Origin of the sequence: Gemmatimonas sp., assembly GCF_044344655.1 — a bacterium.
Taxonomy (GTDB): Bacteria; Gemmatimonadota; Gemmatimonadetes; order Gemmatimonadales; family Gemmatimonadaceae; genus Gemmatimonas.
The window spans coordinates 60219-79208 of sequence record NZ_JBIJCN010000006.1; the positions used below are offsets into that span (position 1 = coordinate 60219).

The 18990-nt window shown below is 65.8% G+C and carries 15 protein-coding genes; 12 read left to right on the forward strand and 3 right to left on the reverse strand.

The window, feature by feature from the left end:
- Window positions 1-10 precede the first annotated feature (10 nt).
- The 4 genes from paaA to paaD all read left to right on the forward strand — a co-directional run bounded on the left by paaA (window position 11) and on the right by paaD (window position 2631).
- Window positions 11-982, forward strand: coding sequence for a 1,2-phenylacetyl-CoA epoxidase subunit PaaA (paaA, locus tag ACIQ51_RS03625; protein ID WP_396203648.1), 972 nt, complete (start codon window positions 11-13; stop codon window positions 980-982).
- A complete protein-coding gene (paaB, locus tag ACIQ51_RS03630; RefSeq protein WP_396203649.1) occupies window positions 982-1281 on the forward strand; it encodes a 1,2-phenylacetyl-CoA epoxidase subunit PaaB in 300 nt (99 codons plus the stop codon). The genes paaA and paaB overlap by 1 nt, the downstream gene beginning before the upstream one ends.
- 79 nt (window positions 1282-1360) lie before the next feature.
- Window positions 1361-2137: a 1,2-phenylacetyl-CoA epoxidase subunit PaaC gene (gene paaC, locus ACIQ51_RS03635; RefSeq protein ID WP_396203671.1), complete on the forward strand. Its 777-nt coding sequence runs from the start codon at window positions 1361-1363 to the stop codon at window positions 2135-2137.
- A gap of 5 nt (window positions 2138-2142) precedes the next feature.
- Window positions 2143-2631 (forward strand): 1,2-phenylacetyl-CoA epoxidase subunit PaaD, encoded by a 489-nt coding sequence (gene paaD, locus ACIQ51_RS03640; RefSeq protein WP_396203650.1) that lies wholly within the window; start codon window positions 2143-2145, stop codon window positions 2629-2631.
- A gap of 70 nt (window positions 2632-2701) precedes the next feature.
- Here the strand turns inward: paaD and ACIQ51_RS03645 are convergent, their stop codons facing one another.
- Window positions 2702-4294: an OmpA family protein gene (locus tag ACIQ51_RS03645; RefSeq protein WP_396203651.1), complete on the reverse strand. Its 1593-nt coding sequence runs from the start codon at window positions 4292-4294 to the stop codon at window positions 2702-2704.
- A 253-nt stretch (window positions 4295-4547) separates the two neighbouring features.
- Window positions 4548-6683: a transketolase C-terminal domain-containing protein gene (locus ACIQ51_RS03650; RefSeq protein ID WP_396203652.1), complete on the reverse strand. Its 2136-nt coding sequence runs from the start codon at window positions 6681-6683 to the stop codon at window positions 4548-4550.
- A 157-nt stretch (window positions 6684-6840) separates the two neighbouring features.
- Between ACIQ51_RS03650 and ACIQ51_RS03655 the strand changes: the two genes are divergently transcribed.
- The 6 genes from ACIQ51_RS03655 (at window position 6841) to paaZ (ending at window position 13228) form a co-directional block, all read left to right on the forward strand.
- Window positions 6841-7638, forward strand: coding sequence for an enoyl-CoA hydratase-related protein (locus ACIQ51_RS03655; protein WP_396203653.1), 798 nt, complete (start codon window positions 6841-6843; stop codon window positions 7636-7638).
- Window positions 7635-8834 (forward strand): 3-hydroxyacyl-CoA dehydrogenase NAD-binding domain-containing protein, encoded by a 1200-nt coding sequence (locus tag ACIQ51_RS03660; RefSeq protein ID WP_396203654.1) that lies wholly within the window; start codon window positions 7635-7637, stop codon window positions 8832-8834. The genes ACIQ51_RS03655 and ACIQ51_RS03660 overlap by 4 nt, the downstream gene beginning before the upstream one ends.
- Window positions 8835-8851: 17 nt before the next feature.
- Complete coding sequence (locus ACIQ51_RS03665; protein ID WP_396203672.1) at window positions 8852-9241, forward strand: hotdog fold thioesterase; 390 nt, start codon at window positions 8852-8854, stop codon at window positions 9239-9241.
- Window positions 9242-9304: 63 nt separating this feature from the next.
- Window positions 9305-10540, forward strand: coding sequence for a 3-oxoadipyl-CoA thiolase (pcaF, locus tag ACIQ51_RS03670; RefSeq protein WP_396203673.1), 1236 nt, complete (start codon window positions 9305-9307; stop codon window positions 10538-10540).
- 1 nt (window position 10541) lies between these two features.
- Window positions 10542-11153 (forward strand): transferase hexapeptide repeat family protein, encoded by a 612-nt coding sequence (locus ACIQ51_RS03675; protein WP_396203655.1) that lies wholly within the window; start codon window positions 10542-10544, stop codon window positions 11151-11153.
- Entirely contained in the window at window positions 11153-13228 is a 2076-nt protein-coding gene (paaZ, locus tag ACIQ51_RS03680; protein WP_396203656.1) for a phenylacetic acid degradation bifunctional protein PaaZ, read from the forward strand. The genes ACIQ51_RS03675 and paaZ overlap by 1 nt, the downstream gene beginning before the upstream one ends.
- A 12-nt stretch (window positions 13229-13240) precedes the next feature.
- On the opposite strand, the gene ACIQ51_RS03685 is transcribed toward paaZ, so the two are convergent.
- Complete coding sequence (locus ACIQ51_RS03685) at window positions 13241-14035, reverse strand: carboxypeptidase regulatory-like domain-containing protein (RefSeq protein ID WP_396203657.1); 795 nt, start codon at window positions 14033-14035, stop codon at window positions 13241-13243.
- A gap of 237 nt (window positions 14036-14272) precedes the next feature.
- Between ACIQ51_RS03685 and ACIQ51_RS03690 the strand changes: the two genes are divergently transcribed.
- Both ACIQ51_RS03690 and ACIQ51_RS03695 read left to right on the forward strand, forming a co-directional pair.
- Complete coding sequence (locus ACIQ51_RS03690) at window positions 14273-17353, forward strand: SusC/RagA family TonB-linked outer membrane protein (protein ID WP_396203658.1); 3081 nt, start codon at window positions 14273-14275, stop codon at window positions 17351-17353.
- Window positions 17350-18951: a hypothetical protein gene (locus tag ACIQ51_RS03695; protein WP_396203659.1), complete on the forward strand. Its 1602-nt coding sequence runs from the start codon at window positions 17350-17352 to the stop codon at window positions 18949-18951. Before ACIQ51_RS03690 ends, ACIQ51_RS03695 begins: the two co-directional genes overlap by 4 nt.
- Window positions 18952-18990: the final 39 nt, after the last annotated feature.

The following is an 18990-nucleotide window of genomic DNA, read 5'->3' on the forward strand; positions in this document are numbered from 1 at the left end:
CCTTTCCGCCATGGACCAGACCATGCCCGTCCCCGCTGAGGATCCGGCCCTCCTGGCTGCCTTCGAAGCCCGTATCGCCGCCGGCGAAAGCATCGAGCCGAAGGACTGGATGCCGGAACGTTATCGCAAGCAGCTCACACGGATGATGTCGCAGCATGCGCACTCCGAGATTGTGGGCATGCTCCCCGAAGGCAATTGGATCACGCGCGCGCCGAGCCTCCGTCGTAAACTGTCGCTGATCGCCAAGGTGCAAGACGAGGCCGGTCACGGCCTGTACATCTATTGCGGCACCGAGACGCTCGGCGTGGACCGGCACGAACTGGTGGAGCAGTTGCTCGACGGTCGTGCCAAGTACTCGAGCATCTTCAATTATCCCACACTATCGTGGGCCGACATGGGCGTGATCGGCTGGCTGGTGGATGGCGCGGCAATCGTGAACCAGACGGTGCTCGCCAAGGCCAGCTACGGGCCCTACGCGCGCGCCATGGTGCGCATCTGCAAGGAAGAAAACTTCCACAAGCGTCAGGGCTACGAGATCTGCACCGTGCTGGCGAGTGGCACGCCGGCACAGAAGGCGATGCTGCAGGAATCGGTAAACCGTTTCTGGTGGCCGTCGCTGATGATGTTCGGTCCCAGTGACACCAACTCCCCCAACAGCGGGGAGCTGCTGCGCTGGCGTGTCAAGCGCAAGACGAATGACGAGCTGCGTCAGCGCTTCGTGAACCTCACCGTGCCGCAGGCGATCGCCCTGGGGATCACCATCCCCGATCCTGACTTGCGCTTCAATGAAGCGACCGGCGACTGGGAGTTCGGCGAGATCGACTGGAGCGAGTTCCACGAAGTGCTGAAGGGCAACGGCCCGTGCAATCAGGAGCGTCTGGCGGCCCGCAAGGCGGCGCATGACGACGGCGCGTGGGTTCGCGCGGCGGCGTCGGCGCATGCCGAGAAGCAGAGGGCGAAGCAGTCCACGGCGGCGGCCTGATGGGCGCGTCGGGGACGGACACCCAGTGGCCGCTGTGGGAGGTGTTCACGCAGGGGGCGCGCGGTGAACCCTTCGAGCACGCCGGCAGTGTGCATGCGGCGGATGCCGAGCAGGCCATGCAGAATGCGCGCGACGTGTACGCGCGCCGCGGAGAAGCCGTGAACCTGTGGGTGGTGCCGAGTCACGCGATCGTGGCGTCGGCACCATCGGATGCCGGCCCATTCTTCGATCCCGGCAACGACAAGCCCTATCGCCACCCGCAGTTCTACGTCGCGCCCCGCGGCGTACGCATTTTCTGAGACGACCGTGGCCCACGACGAGCAGGACATCGCCGCCGCCGGTCGTTCCGGTGTGGTGAACAAGGCACCCGACTACCAGATCGGTGCGCCACGCCGCACGCCGATCGCCAATCCGCTGTTCGAGTATCTGCTGCGCCACGGGGATGACCGGCTGGTGCTGGGGCATCGGCTGAGCGAGTGGTGCGGACACGGCCCGATCCTCGAAGAAGACATCGCCATGGCCAACGTGGCGCTGGACCTCATCGGCCATGCAAGCACGCTGCTCGCTCTTGCTGGTGAGGTGGAGGGGCAGGGGCGCAACGAGGACGCGCTCGCGTACTTCCGTGACGGCACGGCGTACCGTAATGCCCTGCTGGTCGAGCAGCCCAACGGCGACTTTGCCGTGACCATGGTGCGGCAGTTTCTCTTCGATGCGTACAGTGTCCTCCTGTGGGATCAACTCTCCAGGTGTGCGCACGAGCAGCTCGCAGCCATTGCGACCAAGTCGCTCAAGGAAGACCAATATCATCTGCGCCACAGCAGCGAGTGGGTGGTCCGTCTTGGCGATGGCACCGACGAGAGTCATGCGCGCACCCAGCAGGCGCTCGATGCCGTGTGGCGCTTCACCGCCGAGCTGTTTGATCACGATGCGGTGGACGAAGCCGTGGCCGCGCAGGGCGTGGTGGTCGATCATGCCGCGATGCGATCGCTGTGGGACACCATGGTAAATGACGTCCTGCATCGGGCCACGCTCACGCGCCCGGCCGATGGCGGGATGCGCCGTGGCGGTCGCGACGGGCGGCATACGGAGTCGCTCGGGCACATGCTGGCCACCATGCAGAGCGTGGCGCGCGCGCATCCCGGCGCGACGTGGTGAGCGAAATGCTCACGAAAGACGAGGTCTTCGCCGTCCTGCAAACGGTGCCCGACCCCGAAGTACCGGTGATCAGCGTGGTGGAGTTGGGCGTGGTGCGCGATGTGGTCATCACGCCAGACGGCGTGACGGTGACGATGACGCCCACCTATTCGGGCTGTCCCGCGATGCGCGAGATGGAGGCCGACGTGAAGGCGGCGCTTCTGGCGCGTGGTGTGCCCAACGTGACGGTGCACATGACACTCTCGCCGGCATGGACGACCGATTGGATCGGCGAGGAGGCACGCGAAAAGCTCCGTCGCTACGGCATCGCCCCGCCAGGGCGGGCAGCGCCCGGCGGCTTCGTGACCCTCACGCGGGCGCGCCCCGCCGTGACGTGCCCCTTCTGCGGGTCCGCTGACACCGTGCTGCAGAGTGAGTTCGGCTCCACGGCCTGTAAGGCGATTCACACCTGCCGGGCCTGTGGGAATCCGTTCGACGAGTTCAAGGCGCTCTAGCTGCGAGGCGCAACACGAAAGGGGCCCCACCGAAGCGGAGCCCCCTGTAACCTGCCGGCATTGACCTTGATTACTTCAGGTCCTTGAACCCGAGGCGGTTGTTGCGCTCGTCGGCCGAACGGCAGCCCGTTGGGGCCCCCTTGCCTTCGAGGAGCTGCCACACTTCCACCCGGCGGTTGTCGGCCTGCGCCGAACGGTCCGCCGTCCCGATAAAGGCACGCTTCGCTGGCGGCGGCTCGGTTTCGTCGGCGCCAGCGGTCGTTACGAGGCACTGCTCGCCGAAGCTCGACGTGACGATGCGATCCTTGATCGACGCCGCATCTTTGCCGGCGAGACGGAGCAGCTGCTTGGTGACGGCATCCGCGCGGCTCCTGGCGAGTTTGCTGTTGTACGCTTCCGAGCCGTAGCGGTCGGTGTGGCCTTCCACCGAGATGCGCAGCGACGGCAGGCGTAGCATCGTCTCGAGGATCACCTTGAGCGTATCGGTGCCCGCCGCTTTCACCCGGGCTTTGTCGAAGTCGAACAGCGCGCGATCGAGCGCGACGCCGGCCATCTTCGGCGCGACACACTCCACCGAGGCCGTTTCGCTCTTCGTACTGCCGTAGGCATTCTTCGAGGCGGTGATCGTGGTGGTGCCGGCCGCATTGCAGAGCACGGTGCCGGTGCTCACTGACGCGATCGACGCGTTGGCCGAGCTCCAGGTGACGGCGCCGAGGTCCACGTTGTCCGCGTCTACAGCCTTGGCCGTGAACGTCAGGGACTTGCTCACGTCGGCCGAACCGCTCTTCGGGGAGAGCGTCAGGGTCCACGCCGGCGGCGGCACCGTCACGGTGGACTGCGCGCTGCGTTCGAGCTTCTTCACCACGCCCTTGCAGCTGATCGTGGCCGTGCCGTACTTGACCGCCGTCGCCTTGCCCGTGTTGTCCACGGTCGCGATCGAGGCATCGCTCGATGTGCAGGTGAGGTTCTGCACCTTGCGGATCTCGATGACCTTGCCCTTCGTATCGGCTGCGCTGAGCGCGAACTGGCGATCGCTGCCGCGGGTCACCGTGGCCTGTGCGGGATCGATCTTGAGCGCCCAGTCGAACGGTTCCACGCTCGCGCAGTTGCCGCGCAGGGCGTACGACACGCCAACGCGCAGGCCAAGGTTGGCCGACTTGCCGCCGACCTCCTGCTCGTTTGGTGAGGGGTTGCGGTCCATCAAACCGTCCACGCGTGCGCCCCACTTGCCGCTGGAGCAGAGCTTGATCCCGGCCAGTGCGGAGATGCCATCCTCGTACTCGTTGGCCGTGGAACGACCGGCGTACACCGAGTTCACGTAACCCGCGCCGAGCACGAGCGCCGCCTTGTTCGACGGCGTTACCGGCACCGTGACGGTTCCAAGGAAACGGAACGGCCGGTAGGTAATCGACTCGAACGGATTGCGCGTGGCCTTTGTCGAGCCGGCCTGAATATCACCCTCCACGCCGAACCACTTGTACACGGAGACCCCAAGCCGGCCACCGATGCCGAGCACGTTCTCCATGCGGATCTTGTCATCGAGTTGCGTGAACTGGCCGAATGCGCCCACTTCGATCCGTTCACCAAGGCCCTGAGCGTGGGCCGTCGGCACCGCCGCGACGACGCCCGCGATCAGCGAAAGTCCGACTAGCTTGGTCTTCATGGTGTCCTCATGTCTAAAGCCTGAGTAGCGGGCAAGACAGCACCCGCGCTCTCCCATGGCAATCGCCCTTGGGTAGCCCTGCAAAAGTAAGTGATGAAGAGCACACGCGATACATCACGCAAAAACGACGGATGGCAATCTCAACTGTACCATCCGACAGATTTTCGCGTGATGCAGTGCGTCGCAACGGACTGAGCCGCTGTTGTGCCGTGGCCGCGGCAGGCCTCGCCGCATCCTCGCCAACCCCCGGCCGTCAGATCGACAGCAACCGGTCAACCGCCGCCTGGATTGCGGCAACGGTCGGGATCACCGCGTCCAGCAGCTCAGGGTGATATGGCACAGGAATATCGCGCGGCGCGAGACGCTCGACCGGCGCATCGAGATGCCAGAAGGCCTCTTGCGCCAGCGTGCCCGCGATTTCGGCACCGAAGCCTGCCGTGAGGTTGTCCTCGTGCACGATGAGGCAGCGTCCCGTCTTCTTCACACTGGCGAGGACCGCATCACGATCCCACGGCGCGATCGTGCGCAGATCGATCAGCTCCACGGCGTCGCCGGCCGACGCAATCGCTTCCGCACACCGGTGCACCATGGCGCCCCACGTGACGAGGGTGAGCGACGTACCGGGGTGTACGATGCGGGCGCGGCCGAGGGGCAGCACGTAATCGTCGCCGGGATAGCGCGCACTGCCGTCGCCGGTCATCAGCAGTGATCGATGCTCGAAGAAAATGGACGGATTGGGGCTACGCATGGCGGCGCGCAGCAGCCCCACGGCGTCGGCGGCATTGGAGGGCATAATCACCTGCCAGCCGTAGGCATGCGCGAAGCGCACCTCGTCACTGAGTGAGTGCCACGGGTCGCCCACGTCCTTGCCGAACCCACCGGGCATGCGCACCACGATCGGTGCGGCGAAGCGGTTGGCGGTGCGCCAGCGCATCGTGCCGCAGTTGTTGAGCTGCTCGGCCGCAGGATCGGCATACTTGCGGAACTGAATCTCGGCGACGGGCATCAGGCCGCTGATTGCCATCGACACCGCACGACCGATGATCCCCTCTTCACTCAGGCTGGTGTCGAATACGCGTTCCGCGCCGAACTGCTTTTGCAGCCCTTCGGTCACGAGGTGTACGCCACCCTTACGCCCCACATCCTCTCCAAATACCACCACCTTGGGATTCACCGCGAGCTCATGGCGCAGCGTGCGACGGATTGCCTCGGCGACACGCAGGAGTTCACCGTCCTCGCTGGGCTGATCGCTCCCACCGAGGGCGCTGCGCTCGGCGAGCGAGAGTCCCCCCATGGCTTCCGGGTCCGCGGTGTCGTCGGCGTACACGAAGCGGGCGACGGTCGTCGCGTCGGGCACCGGTCGGGCTCGTGCCGCTTCGAGCGCCACGTGAACGGTGCGCGCCACCTCCCCCTCGAGGTCGGCCCAGTCGGCTTCACTCAACAGTGCCGGAACGAGGTACTCACGCAGCTTGGGGAGCGGATCGCGTGTCTGGTCCGCGGCGATCTCGGCGTCCGTGCGGTACCCCTTCTGGTTGTCCGGCCCGGAGTGGCTGGAGAGGCGAGGTACCGTCAGGCGGACCAGCGCCGGTCCTTCGCCGCGGCGCACGTGAGCCACCGCAGCCGCCAGCTTGCCCGACGCATCGTGCGGGTCACAGCCGTCGCCGTTGAGCACGAGGAGGTTCGTGAAGGAGGCGAGATTGCGCGCGATGTCGCCACCCGGTGTCTGCATGTCGCCGCGCACACTGATGCCAAGGTCGTTGTCTTCGATGTAGAAGAGCATCGGCAGCTTCAGCGTGGTGGCCATCGTGAGCGCGGCCCAGAAGCCGTTGGTGGCCACGGAGCCGTCGCCGCCGAGCGCCACGCTGAGACAGTTGGCGTAGCTCGCGTCGTGCAGCGTGTCGCGATGATACACGATGCTCTGCGCCCATCCGGCGGCCGGCGTGTACTGGGACCCCACATCACCGGCCATGGGGAGTACGGTGCAGCCGTTGCGGTTGGGGAGGTTACACACCACCCCGATGTCCCGGCCGTCGCTGAACCCCCCGGCGCGCCCGAGCGGACTGCCAAGGGCATCGTCGACCGGCAGGCCGAGCGAAAGCAGAAGGGGCCGGGACCGATAGTAGGCGCCGGCGCCATCACGCGCGCCGGTGAGCAACGATCCCAGAATACTCTGGGCCATGTCGTGGCCACGCGCGGAGAACTGGTAGAGCACCAGATGCTCGCGGGGCACGTGTGCGCGTTGCTTATTGGTGTGCTCCTCGACGTCGTCGAGTGAACGGGAGAGGAGCGTATTGAAGGCGATGCGACGCCAGTCGAAGCCGGAGCGCGGCGTCACTGGAGGCGTTGCCGGAGTGCTGGCAGGTGGCCGAACGGCAGTCTTGGCAGGCATATCCCACTAATCTGCCCGACTGACAAGCGCTTTGGGAGATTGCCCCGGTACGGCGAGAGCGGCGGCACCTGGCGCGCACGCGCCCAGCACGGCCAGTAAGGCGGCTTCGGAGGGTCGCGGGACCACATCGCCAGAGTCCGCGTGCTAGTTTACGCGCATGTCTTCCCCCTCTTCCTCTCTCATTCTCGAGCGGGGCGACGGCGTGCTGCAGATCACGCTGAACCGCCCGGACGTGCTGAACAGCTTCACTCGTGAGATGGCCCAGGCCCTCCGGCAGGTGCTGGCCGAGGCGGCCACGGATGATGCCGTGCGCGCCGTGGTGCTCACGGGGGCCGGGCGCGGTTTCTGTGCCGGTCAGGATCTGGCCGAGGCCCTTCCGGAGGGTGACGGTCCCATGCCCGACATCGGCGAGATCGTGAAGACGTGCTACAATCCGATCATTCGGGCCATCCGTGCCCTCGAAAAGCCGGTGCTGTGCGCCGTGAATGGGATTGCCGCGGGGGCCGGTGCCAACCTCGCCTTCGCCTGCGACCTCACCATTGCCGCCGACGACGCCAACTTCGTGGAGAGCTTCGCGAAGCTGGGGCTCATCCCCGACACCAGTGGCACCTTCTTCGTGCCGAGGCTCGTGGGGCTGCAGCGTGCGACCGGCATGTTCTTCCTCGCGGAGAAGATTCCTGCGGTGCGCGCCAAGGAGTGGGGGTTGATCTGGGATGTCGCACCCAAGGCGGAGCTGATGACTACTGTCTTGGTGATGGCGCGGCAGTTGGCCACCCAGGCCACGCGTGGGTTCGGCCTGACGAAGCGGGCGCTCAACGCGAGCTTCGCCAACGGCCTCGATGCCCAGCTCGATGTGGAAGCACAGGCGATGCACGAGGCAGGGCGCACCGCTGACTATGAAGAAGGGGTGCGCGCCTTTCTCGAGAAGCGCGCCCCGGTGTATCGCGGCGCATGACTAGTTCGCTCGGCGTGATCGGAGTGGTGGGCGCGGGGGCCATGGGCGCCGGCATCGCGCAGGTGGCCGCCGTCCATGGGCATCGCGTGGTGCTCGCCGACGCGATGCCGGCGTCGCTCGTACGGGCGCGCCAGGGGCACGAGAAGGCGATGGCCCGCGAGGTGGAGAAGGGGCGCCTCTCGCGCGACGCGGCCGATGCCGTGCTGGGGCGCCTTGACTACGTGGATGGCGTGGGGCCCGCGCAGCTGGCCCGTTTCGCCGACTGTAGCGTGGTGATCGAGGCCATCATCGAGCAGCTCGAGGCCAAGCGTTCGCTGTTGCAGGGGCTCGAGACCGTCGTGTCGCCCACTACCATTCTCGCGTCCAACACGTCAAGCCTGTCGATCGCTGCGCTCGCGGGTGCCTGTCGCGACAAGGCACGGGTGGTGGGCGTGCACTTCTTCAATCCGGCGCCGGTGATGCCGCTCGTGGAGATCATCCCCGCGATCAGCACCAGCGCCGATGTGGCCGACCGCGCGCGGGCGCTGGCGAGCAGCTGGAAGAAAGTCACCGTGCTGGCCTCGGACACGCCGGGGTTCCTCGTGAACAGGGTCGCGCGCCCCTTCTACGGCGAGGCGCTGCGACTGCATGAGGAGGGTGCGGCCGATATGGCCACGATCGATTGGGCCATGAAGACCGTGGGGGGGTTCCGCATGGGGCCCTTCGAGCTCATGGACTTCATCGGGCACGACGTGAACTTTGCGGTCACGCGCTCCGTGTTCGACGGCATGTTTTACGATCCACGGTATCGCCCCAGCATTCAGCAGCAGCGACTGGTCGACGCAGGCTTTCTGGGCCGCAAGAGCGGTCGCGGCTTCTACGAGTACGGCGAGGGGGGCGTAGCGCCGGCACCGCTGCAAGACCACGCGCTGGGGCAGGGGATCGTGGACCGCGTCCTGGCCATGCTAGTAAACGAAGCGGTGGAAGCCGTACACCTGCAATTGGCGTCGGTGCACGACGTCGAGCTGGCCATGACGACTGGCGTGAACTACCCCAAGGGGCTCCTGGCGTGGGGAGACGAACTCGACCCCGCCACCGTGCTGGGACGGCTCCAGGCCCTCCACGACGAAACTGGTGACGATCGGTACCGCCCGAGCGTGCGGCTGCGCCGGGTGGTGGCGGCCGGTGGATCGCTCCTCGACCCCCGGCGGTGGTGATGAACGGGGTGATCGACATGCTCCTGCAGCGCGACGCGTTCTCTCGATTGCTGGGAATGGAGGTGCTCGAGGCCTCGCCAGGGCACGCCGTCGTGCGCATGACGGTGCGTGACGACATGGTGAACGGCTTCGGCACGCTGCATGGCGGTGCGCTTTTCTCGCTGGCCGACAGCGCCTTTGCCTTTGCCACCAACGCCGGCGGCACGCTCAGCGTGGCGATCGACACCACCCTCAGTATTCCCGCCGCGTCGTACCCCGGCGATGTGCTCACCGCCACCGCCGAGAGCCGCAGCAGTACCAACCGGCTGGAGTTCGTCGATGTGACCGTGCGCAAGCACGATGGTAGCGCCGTGGGGTATTTCCGTGGCACGGTGTACCGCACACATCGCTCGCACAACCCAGACTGAACGCATGGCCCCCCGCGCGGCGACCCCCGCGCGGCACCCGCACATGATTTCCGGAGACGGATGATGGTTTCTGCAACACCGCAGGCGTGGCTCATCGACGGCGTGCGCACGCCGATCGGCAATATCGGCGGGGCGCTCAGCGCCGTCCGCGCCGATGACCTGGCGGCACACGCGATCGCTGCGCTCATCGAGCGGGTACGCGCGGCGTCGCCCGGGTTCGACCCGGCCGCGATTGCTGACGTGATCCTCGGCTGCGCCAATCAGGCCGGTGAGGACAACCGCAACGTGGCGCGCATGGCGGCGCTGTTGTCAGGGCTGCCTGTGACGGTGCCCGGCGAGACGGTCAACCGGTTGTGCGCCTCTGGTCTGTCGGCGGTGGCGGGCGCCGCGCGTGCCATCCGCGCCGGTGAGGGTGATCTCTACGTCGCCGGTGGCGTAGAGAGCATGACGCGCGCCCCCTACGTGATGAGCAAGGGGGCCACGCCCTTCGCGCGCGATGTGCAGCTCTTCGATACGAGTCTCGGCTGGCGATTCGTGAACGCGAAGATGAAGCAGCAACACGGCACCGATAGCATGGGGGAGACCGCGGAGAACGTGGCGGCGCAGTACGGGGTGAGTCGCGCCGATCAGGATGCGTTTGCCGTGCGGTCGCAGCAGAAGGCGGCCGCGGCGCGCAGCGCCGGACGATTGGCCGAGGAGATCGTCCCGGTGGCCATCCCACAGAAAAAGGGTGATCCGGTGCTGGTGCAGCACGACGAATTCCTGCGCCCCGACACCACCATGGACACGCTGGCGAAGCTCAAGCCGGCCTTCCGCCACGACGGGCAGGGCAGCGTGACCGCGGGCAATGCGAGCGGTCTCAATGACGGCGCGGCCGCCGTGCTGCTGGCGGGTGATCCGGCGGTGCGGCGCCACGGGCTCACGCCCGTCGCGCGGGTGGTGGCCAGTGCGGCGGCGGGGGTGGAGCCGCGCATCATGGGCATGGGGCCGGTGCCCGCCACGCGTCTCGTGCTGGAACGGGCCGGGCTGTCGCTCGACCAGATGGATGTGATCGAACTCAACGAGGCCTTCGCCGCGCAGGGTCTCGCGTGTCTTCGTGACCTCGGCGTGGCCGACGACGACGCCCGTGTGAACCCCAACGGTGGGGCGATCGCCCTCGGTCATCCGCTCGGCATGAGTGGTGCGCGCCTCGCACTGACGGCGGCGCGCGAACTGCAGCGCTCCGGCAAGCGCTACGCCTTGTGCACCATGTGCATCGGTGTGGGGCAGGGCTTCGCGCTGGTCCTCGAGCGGGCGTGACGTGATCTACGCGTTCGATGACTTCATCCCTGTGGTGCACGAGTCCGCGTTCGTGCACCCGCAGGCGGCGGTGACCGGCAATGTGATCATTGGCCGCGACGTGTACGTGGGTCCCGGCGCGGCCATCCGCGGCGACTGGGGGGGCATCGTGATCGAAGACGGCTGCAATGTGCAAGAGAACTGCACCATTCACATGTTCCCGGGCGTGGTGGTCACCCTCGAAGCCGGTGCGCACATCGGGCACGGCGCCATTGTTCATGGCGCGCGCATCGGCGCCAATACCCTGGTGGGGATGAACGCCGTGGTGATGGATAACGCCGTGGTGGGCAGCGGCTGCATCGTGGGGGCGCTCTGTTTCGTCCCCACCGACATGGTGATCCCCGATCGCAAGGTGGTCGTGGGGAACCCCGCAAAGATCGTGAAGGACGTGAGCGATGACATGCTCGCGTGGAAGTCCGATGGCACCGCGCTCTATCAGCAGCTGCCCGCCGCCATGCGCGCGTCATGGCGCGCGGTGGACCCGCTGCGCGACGTGCCTGCCAACCGCCCAACACAGTCGGCCATCCTGTCGAACTGGAAGGCCACCCAGCGAACCAACGAGGACAATCGCTGATGTTCCTGCTGCAGAACTACGCCCTCGGTGAATGGGTCGAAGGGACCGGCACCAAGACCGATCTCATTCACGCCGTCACCGGCGAGAAAATCGGCGAAACGTCGAGTCAGGGACTCGACTTCAAGGCCATGCTCCAGTACGCGCGCCGGGTGGGTGGGCCGCGTCTGCGCAGCTACACCTTCCATCAGCGGGCGCTGATGCTCAAGCGCATCGCGATTGCGCTCATGGAACGCAAGGAAGAGTTCTACCCACTGTCGTACATGACCGGCGCCACGCGTGCGGATTCGTGGGTGGACATCGAAGGCGGCATCGGCACCTTCTTCGCCTACGCAAGCCGCGGCCGGCGCGAGTTTACCAATGAGCGCTTCCACGTGGAAGGTCCCACCGAGCCGCTCTCCAAGAACGGCACGTTTGTGGGGCGTCATATCCTCGTCCCCATGGAAGGCGCAGCGGTGCACATCAACGCCTTCAACTTCCCGGTGTGGGGGATGCTCGAGAAGCTCGCGCCGGCGCTGCTGGCAGGGGTGCCGTGTGTCGTGAAGCCCAGTACTACGGGCAGTCACCTCACGCACGCCGTGTTCAAGGCTATCGTAGAGACAAACGAACTGCCCGCCGGCGCCCTTCAGCTCATCTGCGGCGAGGCGCGGACGCTGCTCGAACACGTGGAGGAGCAGGATATCGTGGCCTTCACGGGCTCGGCGGCCACGGGGCAGAAGCTCAAGTCGGCGCCGTCCATTCTGCAGCACTCCGTGCGCTTCAACATGGAGGCCGACTCGCTCAACTGCTCGATCCTCGGCCCCGATGCCGTGCCGGGCACCGAAGAGTTCGACCTGTTCATCAAGGAAGTCACGCGGGAGATGACCACCAAGGCGGGGCAGAAGTGCACCGCTATCCGCCGCACGATCGTGCCCGCCGGCCTCGAGGACGCCGTGATTCAGGCGCTGTCCAAGCGCCTCGGCTCCACGACGATCGGTGATCCCACGACCGACGGCGTACGGATGGGCCCCCTTGCTTCGCGTGGTCAGGTTACCTCGGTGGCGCAGAGTGCCCAGGCCATCCGCGCGGCGGCGGAGCGTGTGTATGGCGGCGGGGACTTCGCGGTCGTGGGCGCGGATCGTGAGAAGGGCGCGTTCTTCGCGCCCGAGCTGCTCTACTGCGCCGATCCGCTGACCCGACTTGAGCCGCACGACATCGAGGCGTTCGGTCCGGTCAATACGATCATGCCCTATCGTGATCTCGGCGAAGCCGTGCAGCTTGCGCGCCTTGGCCGCGGCTCACTGGTGGGATCGCTCATTACGCACGATCCCAAGGTTGCGCAGGAGGTCATCCTCGGCGCTGCCTGTTACCACGGCCGCATGCTGGTGCTCGACCGCACCAGTGCGAAGGAAAGCACCGGGCATGGCTCGCCGCTCCCCAATCTTGTGCATGGTGGTCCCGGCCGTGCTGGTGGCGGCGAAGAGATGGGCGGCGCGCGCGGCGTGACGCACTACCTGCAACGGGTGGCGCTGCAGGGGAGTCCCAGCATGATCACCGCAATCACACGCGAGTGGACCAAGGGGGCGGAGGAGCACACCGACGCCGTGCATCCGTTCCGCAAGACCTTCGATCAACTGCACGTTGGCGACACGATCATCACGAAGTCGCGCACCATCACGCTGGAGGACATCGAGGCGTTTGCGGCGTTGAGCGGCGATACCTTCTACGCCCACATGAACGACGAGCACGCGCGCAGTCATGGCGTGTTCGAGGGACGTGTGGCCCATGGCTACTTCGTGGTGTCGGCGGCGGCCGGACTCTTTGTGGATCCGGATCTCGGGCCCGTGCTTGCCAATTACGGAATGGAGAAGCTGCGCTTCACGCGCCCCGTGTACCCTGGCGACACGATTCATGTGCGGCTCACCGTGAAACAGAAGACGGCCAAGGACACGCCCGAGGGCACCATCCCGCAGGGGGTGGTGGAGTGGGACGTGGAGGTGATCAACCAGCACGACGAGCCGGTCGCGGTCTACTCGATCCTCACCTTGGTCAGGCGCGGTGACGGCTCACCAGCAACCACGGCCCCACAGGCTGCCTGAGGCGGCCCCGCCCTATTTGCGGCGTGGCTCGCGACCGGCCGTCGTCCAGATCACGATCACGCCGCAGCCAGAGTTACGTCCGGCGAACTCACCGGGAACGTCGCTCGCGCCCGAGTAAACCTCGAGCCCGACGATGTCGCGAATGGGAATGGTGGGGCCGAAGGCGTTGTCGACGCGCTCGTCCACGATGTACTCGGGGGAACACCCCAGGGGCGCTCGGACCATCTGCGCGCGGCAGGTACCGCCGGCGCAGCTGAAGCGCACGCCGCGCATGCTGCGCATGGCGTCCTGTAACGTGTAGGAGTTGGCCTTCTCCAGCTCCTCGCGGGTGCGGTACTGGCCGCGGCCGGTGGCGCGACGGCGCTCGAAGTCAGCGAAGCGGCGACCGAGGGACGGGTCGGCGGTGACCGGCACCGTGGGGAGCGCCTGGGCTTTCGACGTATCAGCGGCCGTGAGACCGCTGGCGGCGCTGGCGGCCGGGGTGCTGGCCGGCTCGAGTTCGAGATCGCGCTCCATCCGCTCCTTCGCCGCGAAAGCGAGGCTCACCGCTCCCCGGGCATAGCCGTCGGCCGACACCAAGAAGCGATGAATGCCGGGCCTCAGGCCATCGATTCGGAAGCGGCCGAGCGAATCGGTGCGGGCGCTGGCGCCGGAGGTGGTAACGGCAACGGTCGCGTTGGTGATCCCTTTTCCGGACACCGCATCGAGGATGCGCCCGCTCAACGCAGCCGCGTTCTGGGCCGCGAGGGCCGTCGGCGCTCCGGTGAGGAGCAGCGCGGCGGCGTACGGACCGAGTGGGCGCCACATCCCTGGCCGCCTACCGGCGGAGCGCCAGACGCGTGTGGTGCAACGTGCTTTCATGGTGACCGGCCGTAAATCGAAGGATACAGGATGAACTTTGTCGGATTTACACAATTGGGAAGAATATGGCTGAGATGATTGCAATCTTACCCGTCCGTAGGCAAACTGGGCTTGGTCGGTTCGGCGGGTCGTCGAGCCGCATTACCCCGGGACGAGCAACGTCCCAAAGAGCAAGGAGCATGAATGTTTCACCAGATGCGTCGGTTGCTCGCCGCCGCTGCGCTGGCCGTCATACCCGGAAGCGGGCTGGCGGCGCAACAGAACGCCACGGTTCAGGGCCGAGTGACTTCGGCCGGGGCCCCTCTTGGCGGTGCGCAGGTCGGCATTGTCGAGCTCGGTATCGGTAGCGTAACGGATGCCCAGGGTCGCTTCACCTTTACGGTGGACCCGTCGCGTGCCGGTGGCAAGCAGGTGACGGTCCTGGCCCGCACGATCGGGTATCGCCCTGTGAAGCGCCTGGTCACGCTCACGGCCGGTCGCATCGAGCAGAACTTCGAGCTCGAAAAGGACGTCCTGAATCTTGAAGCGGTCGTCACGACGGGCGTGTCTGACGCGACGTCGCAGAAGAAGACCACGTTCGCCGTGGCCGCGGTGAACAACCAGCAGATCAAGGAAGCGCCCGCGTCCTCGCCGCTCGGCACGCTCAACGGCCGCGTGGCTGGCGCGAGCGTGACGGCCGTGAACGGTGAGCCGGGCTCAGCGCCCCGCATCCGTCTACGCGGCCCCACGTCGCTGACCGGGTCGCAGGATCCGCTCATCATCGTCGACGGCACGATCTCCCGTATCTCCCTGGCCGACATCAATGCGCAGGACATTGAGCGCATCGAAGTGATCAAGGGCGCCGCGGCCAGCTCCCTGTACGGATCCGACGCCGCCAACGGGGTGGTGCAGATCTTCACGAAGCGCGGCGCGACGCTGGCCACCGGCCAGACACAGATCATGGTGCGCAACGAGTTCGGCTCCAACGACCTGCGCAAGACGATCCCGAACAACTTCTCGCACCCGTACAAGGTCAATGCGGCCGGCGAATTCCTGCGCGATGCCAACGGCAACCGCATTCAGGAAGACGACCGCATTTCCGACAACTCGTACAACAAGGTCTACGACCAGCTCGGTGAGGTGTTCCGCTCCGGCCAGTTCATGACCAACTACATCTCGGTCGGTCAGCGCAACGCCAACTCGAACTTCAACGCGTCGTTCGAGAACTCCAAGGATCAGGGTATCGCGAACCTGCTGAGCGGCTACAACCGCCAGAACTTCCGCCTCAACCTGGACATGGAGCTGCACCCGAAGCTCGACTTCCAGACCGGCGCGTTCTACGGCCAGTCGAAGGCCGACCAGGCCGACGACAGCTCCGGTGACGCCTTCTTCGGTCTCCGCTTCCTCGAGCCGAACATCGACCTGATGGGCACGAACCCGGACAAGACGCCGTACACGGCTGCCATCCGTCAGTCGCCCGCTTCCGGCAACGTGAGCAACCCGCTGTATCGCTGGAACACGATCAAGAACTCCAACGATCGCGCGCGCTTCACCGGCCTGCTCAAGGTCCGTTACCGGCCCACCACGTGGCTGACGGCCGAAGGCAATACGAACTTCGATCGCGGCTCACGCACCTTCCGCTCGTTCGTGCCGCTCGGCTACATCGGTTCGACGGGTACGGTCAGCAAGGGCTCGATCTCGAACTCCGAGAATGTCACCCGCGCCTACAACCTCGGCGCCACCCTGACGGCGGTGAAGAGCACGTCGTGGTTCACCAACACGACCAAGCTGGCCTGGGTATACGAAGACCAGGAGAACGCCGGCACATCGGTGTTTGCATCGGCCCTTACGGTGCCGCGCGTCACGGAATTCTCGGCGGCCTCGCGCGATCCCGAAAACCCGGTTATCCCGGGCTCGTTCTCGCAGCCGATTCGCAACCAGAACTTCTTCGCGATCACCACGTTCGACATCAAGGACAAGTACATCATCGATGGGCTGATCCGTCAGGACCAGTCGTCGTTGTTCGGTACCGACCAGCGCTCGAAGCTGTTCAAGCGTCTGTCGGGTGCCTGGCGCGTGTCGGAAGACATCGCGCTCCCCGGTGTTGACGAGTTCAAGCTCCGTGCCTCGTACGGTGAAGCCGGCCTCCGTCCGGTGTTCGATGCGCAGTACGAGCAGTTCTCGATTCAGGGCGGCAGCCCGGTCAAGATCACGCTCGGCAACCCGGACCTCCGTCCGGCGTTCTCGCGTGAAATCGAAGGCGGCTTCGACCTGACCTTCTTGAAGAACTTCAAGTTCGAGTACAGCTACTCGAGCAAGATCACCGACGACCAGATTCTGAACGTCCCGGTCTCGTCGGCAACCGGCTTCCGTAACCAGTGGATCAACGCCGGTTCGCTCGAAGGCAAGACGCACGAAGTGCTGCTCAGCGCGGTGCTCGCCTCCAAGAAGGACTTCCTCTGGAGCATGAACATCGCCGGCGACCGCACCCGTCAGAAGGTGCGCAGCCTCGCGGTGCCGCCCTTCCTCGTGGGCCCGGTGTCCAATACCACGATCTTCCGTCTCGCCCCCGGGCAGCCGTTCGGGATCGTCTACGGCAGCTCGTGGGTGCAGACGCAGGATCAGCTCACGTCGATGATCGCGGCCAAGCGCCTCACGGGCACCGCGGCGGACTATGTGCTCAATGAAGAAGGCTACTACGTGGCCAAGAGCGCGTGGCGCACGATCAACGAGAAGCCGATCAAGTTCCTCGACGCCAACGGCAACGCGCTTCGCCAGATCGCCGACGTCAACCCCGACTTCAACCTGAACTTCAACACCCAGATGAACTGGAAGAAGTTCTCGGTCACGGCGGTGGTGAACTGGGTGAAGGGCGGCGACATCTACAACTACACGCGTCAGTGGCCGTTCTTCGACCAGCGTGACCCCGCGTTCGACCAGCGTGGCAAGCCGGAAGTCGAGAAGAAGCCCACCACCTACTACGCCACGTTCTACAACAACTTCGACGCCAACACCTACTTCGTGGAAGACGGCTCGTATGTGCGTCTCCGCGAACTCGCGGTGAACTACGAGATCCCGCAGGCGGTGACGAAGCGCTTCGGCATGGGTGACGGTCGCACGGCCCGCTTCGGCGTGGTCGGCCGCAATCTCTTCACCAGCACGAAGTACAGTGGCTACGATCCGGATGTGTCGGGTGGCGGCAACAATCCGTTCGCCTACCGCGTGGACTACTTCACGTACCCGATCTTCAAGACGTTCACGTTCATGCTGGAGCTCGGTCTGTGAGCCCCCTCAATCCGAAGTTCGCCTTCAAGATCCGCAACGCCGCGGGCGTTGCGATGGGCGCGTTCCTCCTCACGGCGTGCAACTCGCTCGACGTGGAGAATCCGAATGCGCCAGACGCCACCCGCGCCCTCGCCGATCCGGCGGCTATTGAGGCGGTGGCCGGCGGCACCATGCGCTCCTGGTTCAACACCTGGGATGGCATGGAAGGTGGTGGCCCGTTGGTGACCATGGCGCAGACGTATTCGGCGTCGTGGAACAACTACAACATGAATTTCTACAGCTCGATCGATGCTGACGGCACGCGCAATGCGCGTGGCTACCAGAACGATCTGGCTTCGGCAGGCCGCACCACGATGATCGCGTACTGGGAGGGATACTACTCCACGATCTCCTCGGCAGTCGACGTGCTCACGGCCATCCGCAAGAACAACCTGGTCATCAGCAACGCCAGCAACACCAAGCGTGCGGAGACGGTCGCGCAGCTGATGCACGGTGCCGGGCTCATGGGCATCGCGCTCAACTACGACAAGGGCTACGTGATCGACGAAACGAGCGATCTCGCCGCCCTGGCGTACAAGAGCCGCAAGGAAGTGCGCGACGCGGCCGTGGCCTCGCTCGAGAAGGCGGCCACGCTGGCTGCGGCGAACACCTTCACCACGCCGACCGGCTGGACCAATGGCACGGCGTACACCAACGTCCAGATCGCGCAGCTCGCGCGCACGATGGCGGCGATGACCCTCGCCTACTATCCGCGTACGGCTGCCGAGAACGACGCGGTGGACTGGAACAAGGTGCAGCAGCTGGCGTCGCAGGGCATTTCGTCCACCGGGTCGGGCTTCGACTTCAACTTCTCGGGTGACGGCTGCTCCTCGTGGTGTCACGAGATCCTGTACTGGTTCAATTCGTTCGACGGTGGGCGCGTGAGCACGCGCGTTGGCGCGCTGCTCGATCCCGCCACGCAGCGCCATCCGTATCCATCGGGTGGCAATCCGCGTCCCAATTCACCGGACAAGCGTTTGGGCGACGGGTCGTTCGGACCGGATGATGAGGATTTCGCCGGCTACTTCGGCACCAACCCGAAGACGGCCCGCGCCGGTACCGACTTCGTGTACTCGCGTGAGGAAATCTTCCGTCCCGACCGCGGGATGTACCACCAGTCGAACATCGGTCACATTCGCTACGACCGTTCCGGGGAGCAGTCGCCGAACGGGATCTACGGTGGCTTCGGTGTGGCGCCGGTGATCTCGAAGCACCAGAACGACCTGCTTTGGGCCGAAGCTGAGCTGCGGCGTTCGGGCGGCAACCTTGCCTCCGCGGCGACGCTGATCAACAAGACCCGCGTGGATCGTGGCGGCCTGACGGCGGCGACTGCCGCTGAAGGGCAGGCTTCGCTCATCACGAAGCTGATCTACGAGCAGGAGATCGAGCTGCTCGGCCTTGGCCCGTCGTCGTACTACGCGCGTCGTCGGGTGCCGAACGGCCTCCTGGCCGGCACGCCGCGCGAAATGCCGGTTCCGGCCAAGGAACTTGGCGTGAAGGGCGATGCCTTCTACACGTTTGGTGGTGCGGCCGCGGCCAACAGCCCGACCCCGCCGTAATCGAACGGTTTGTGATGGACGCTCGTGGCCAGATGGAGT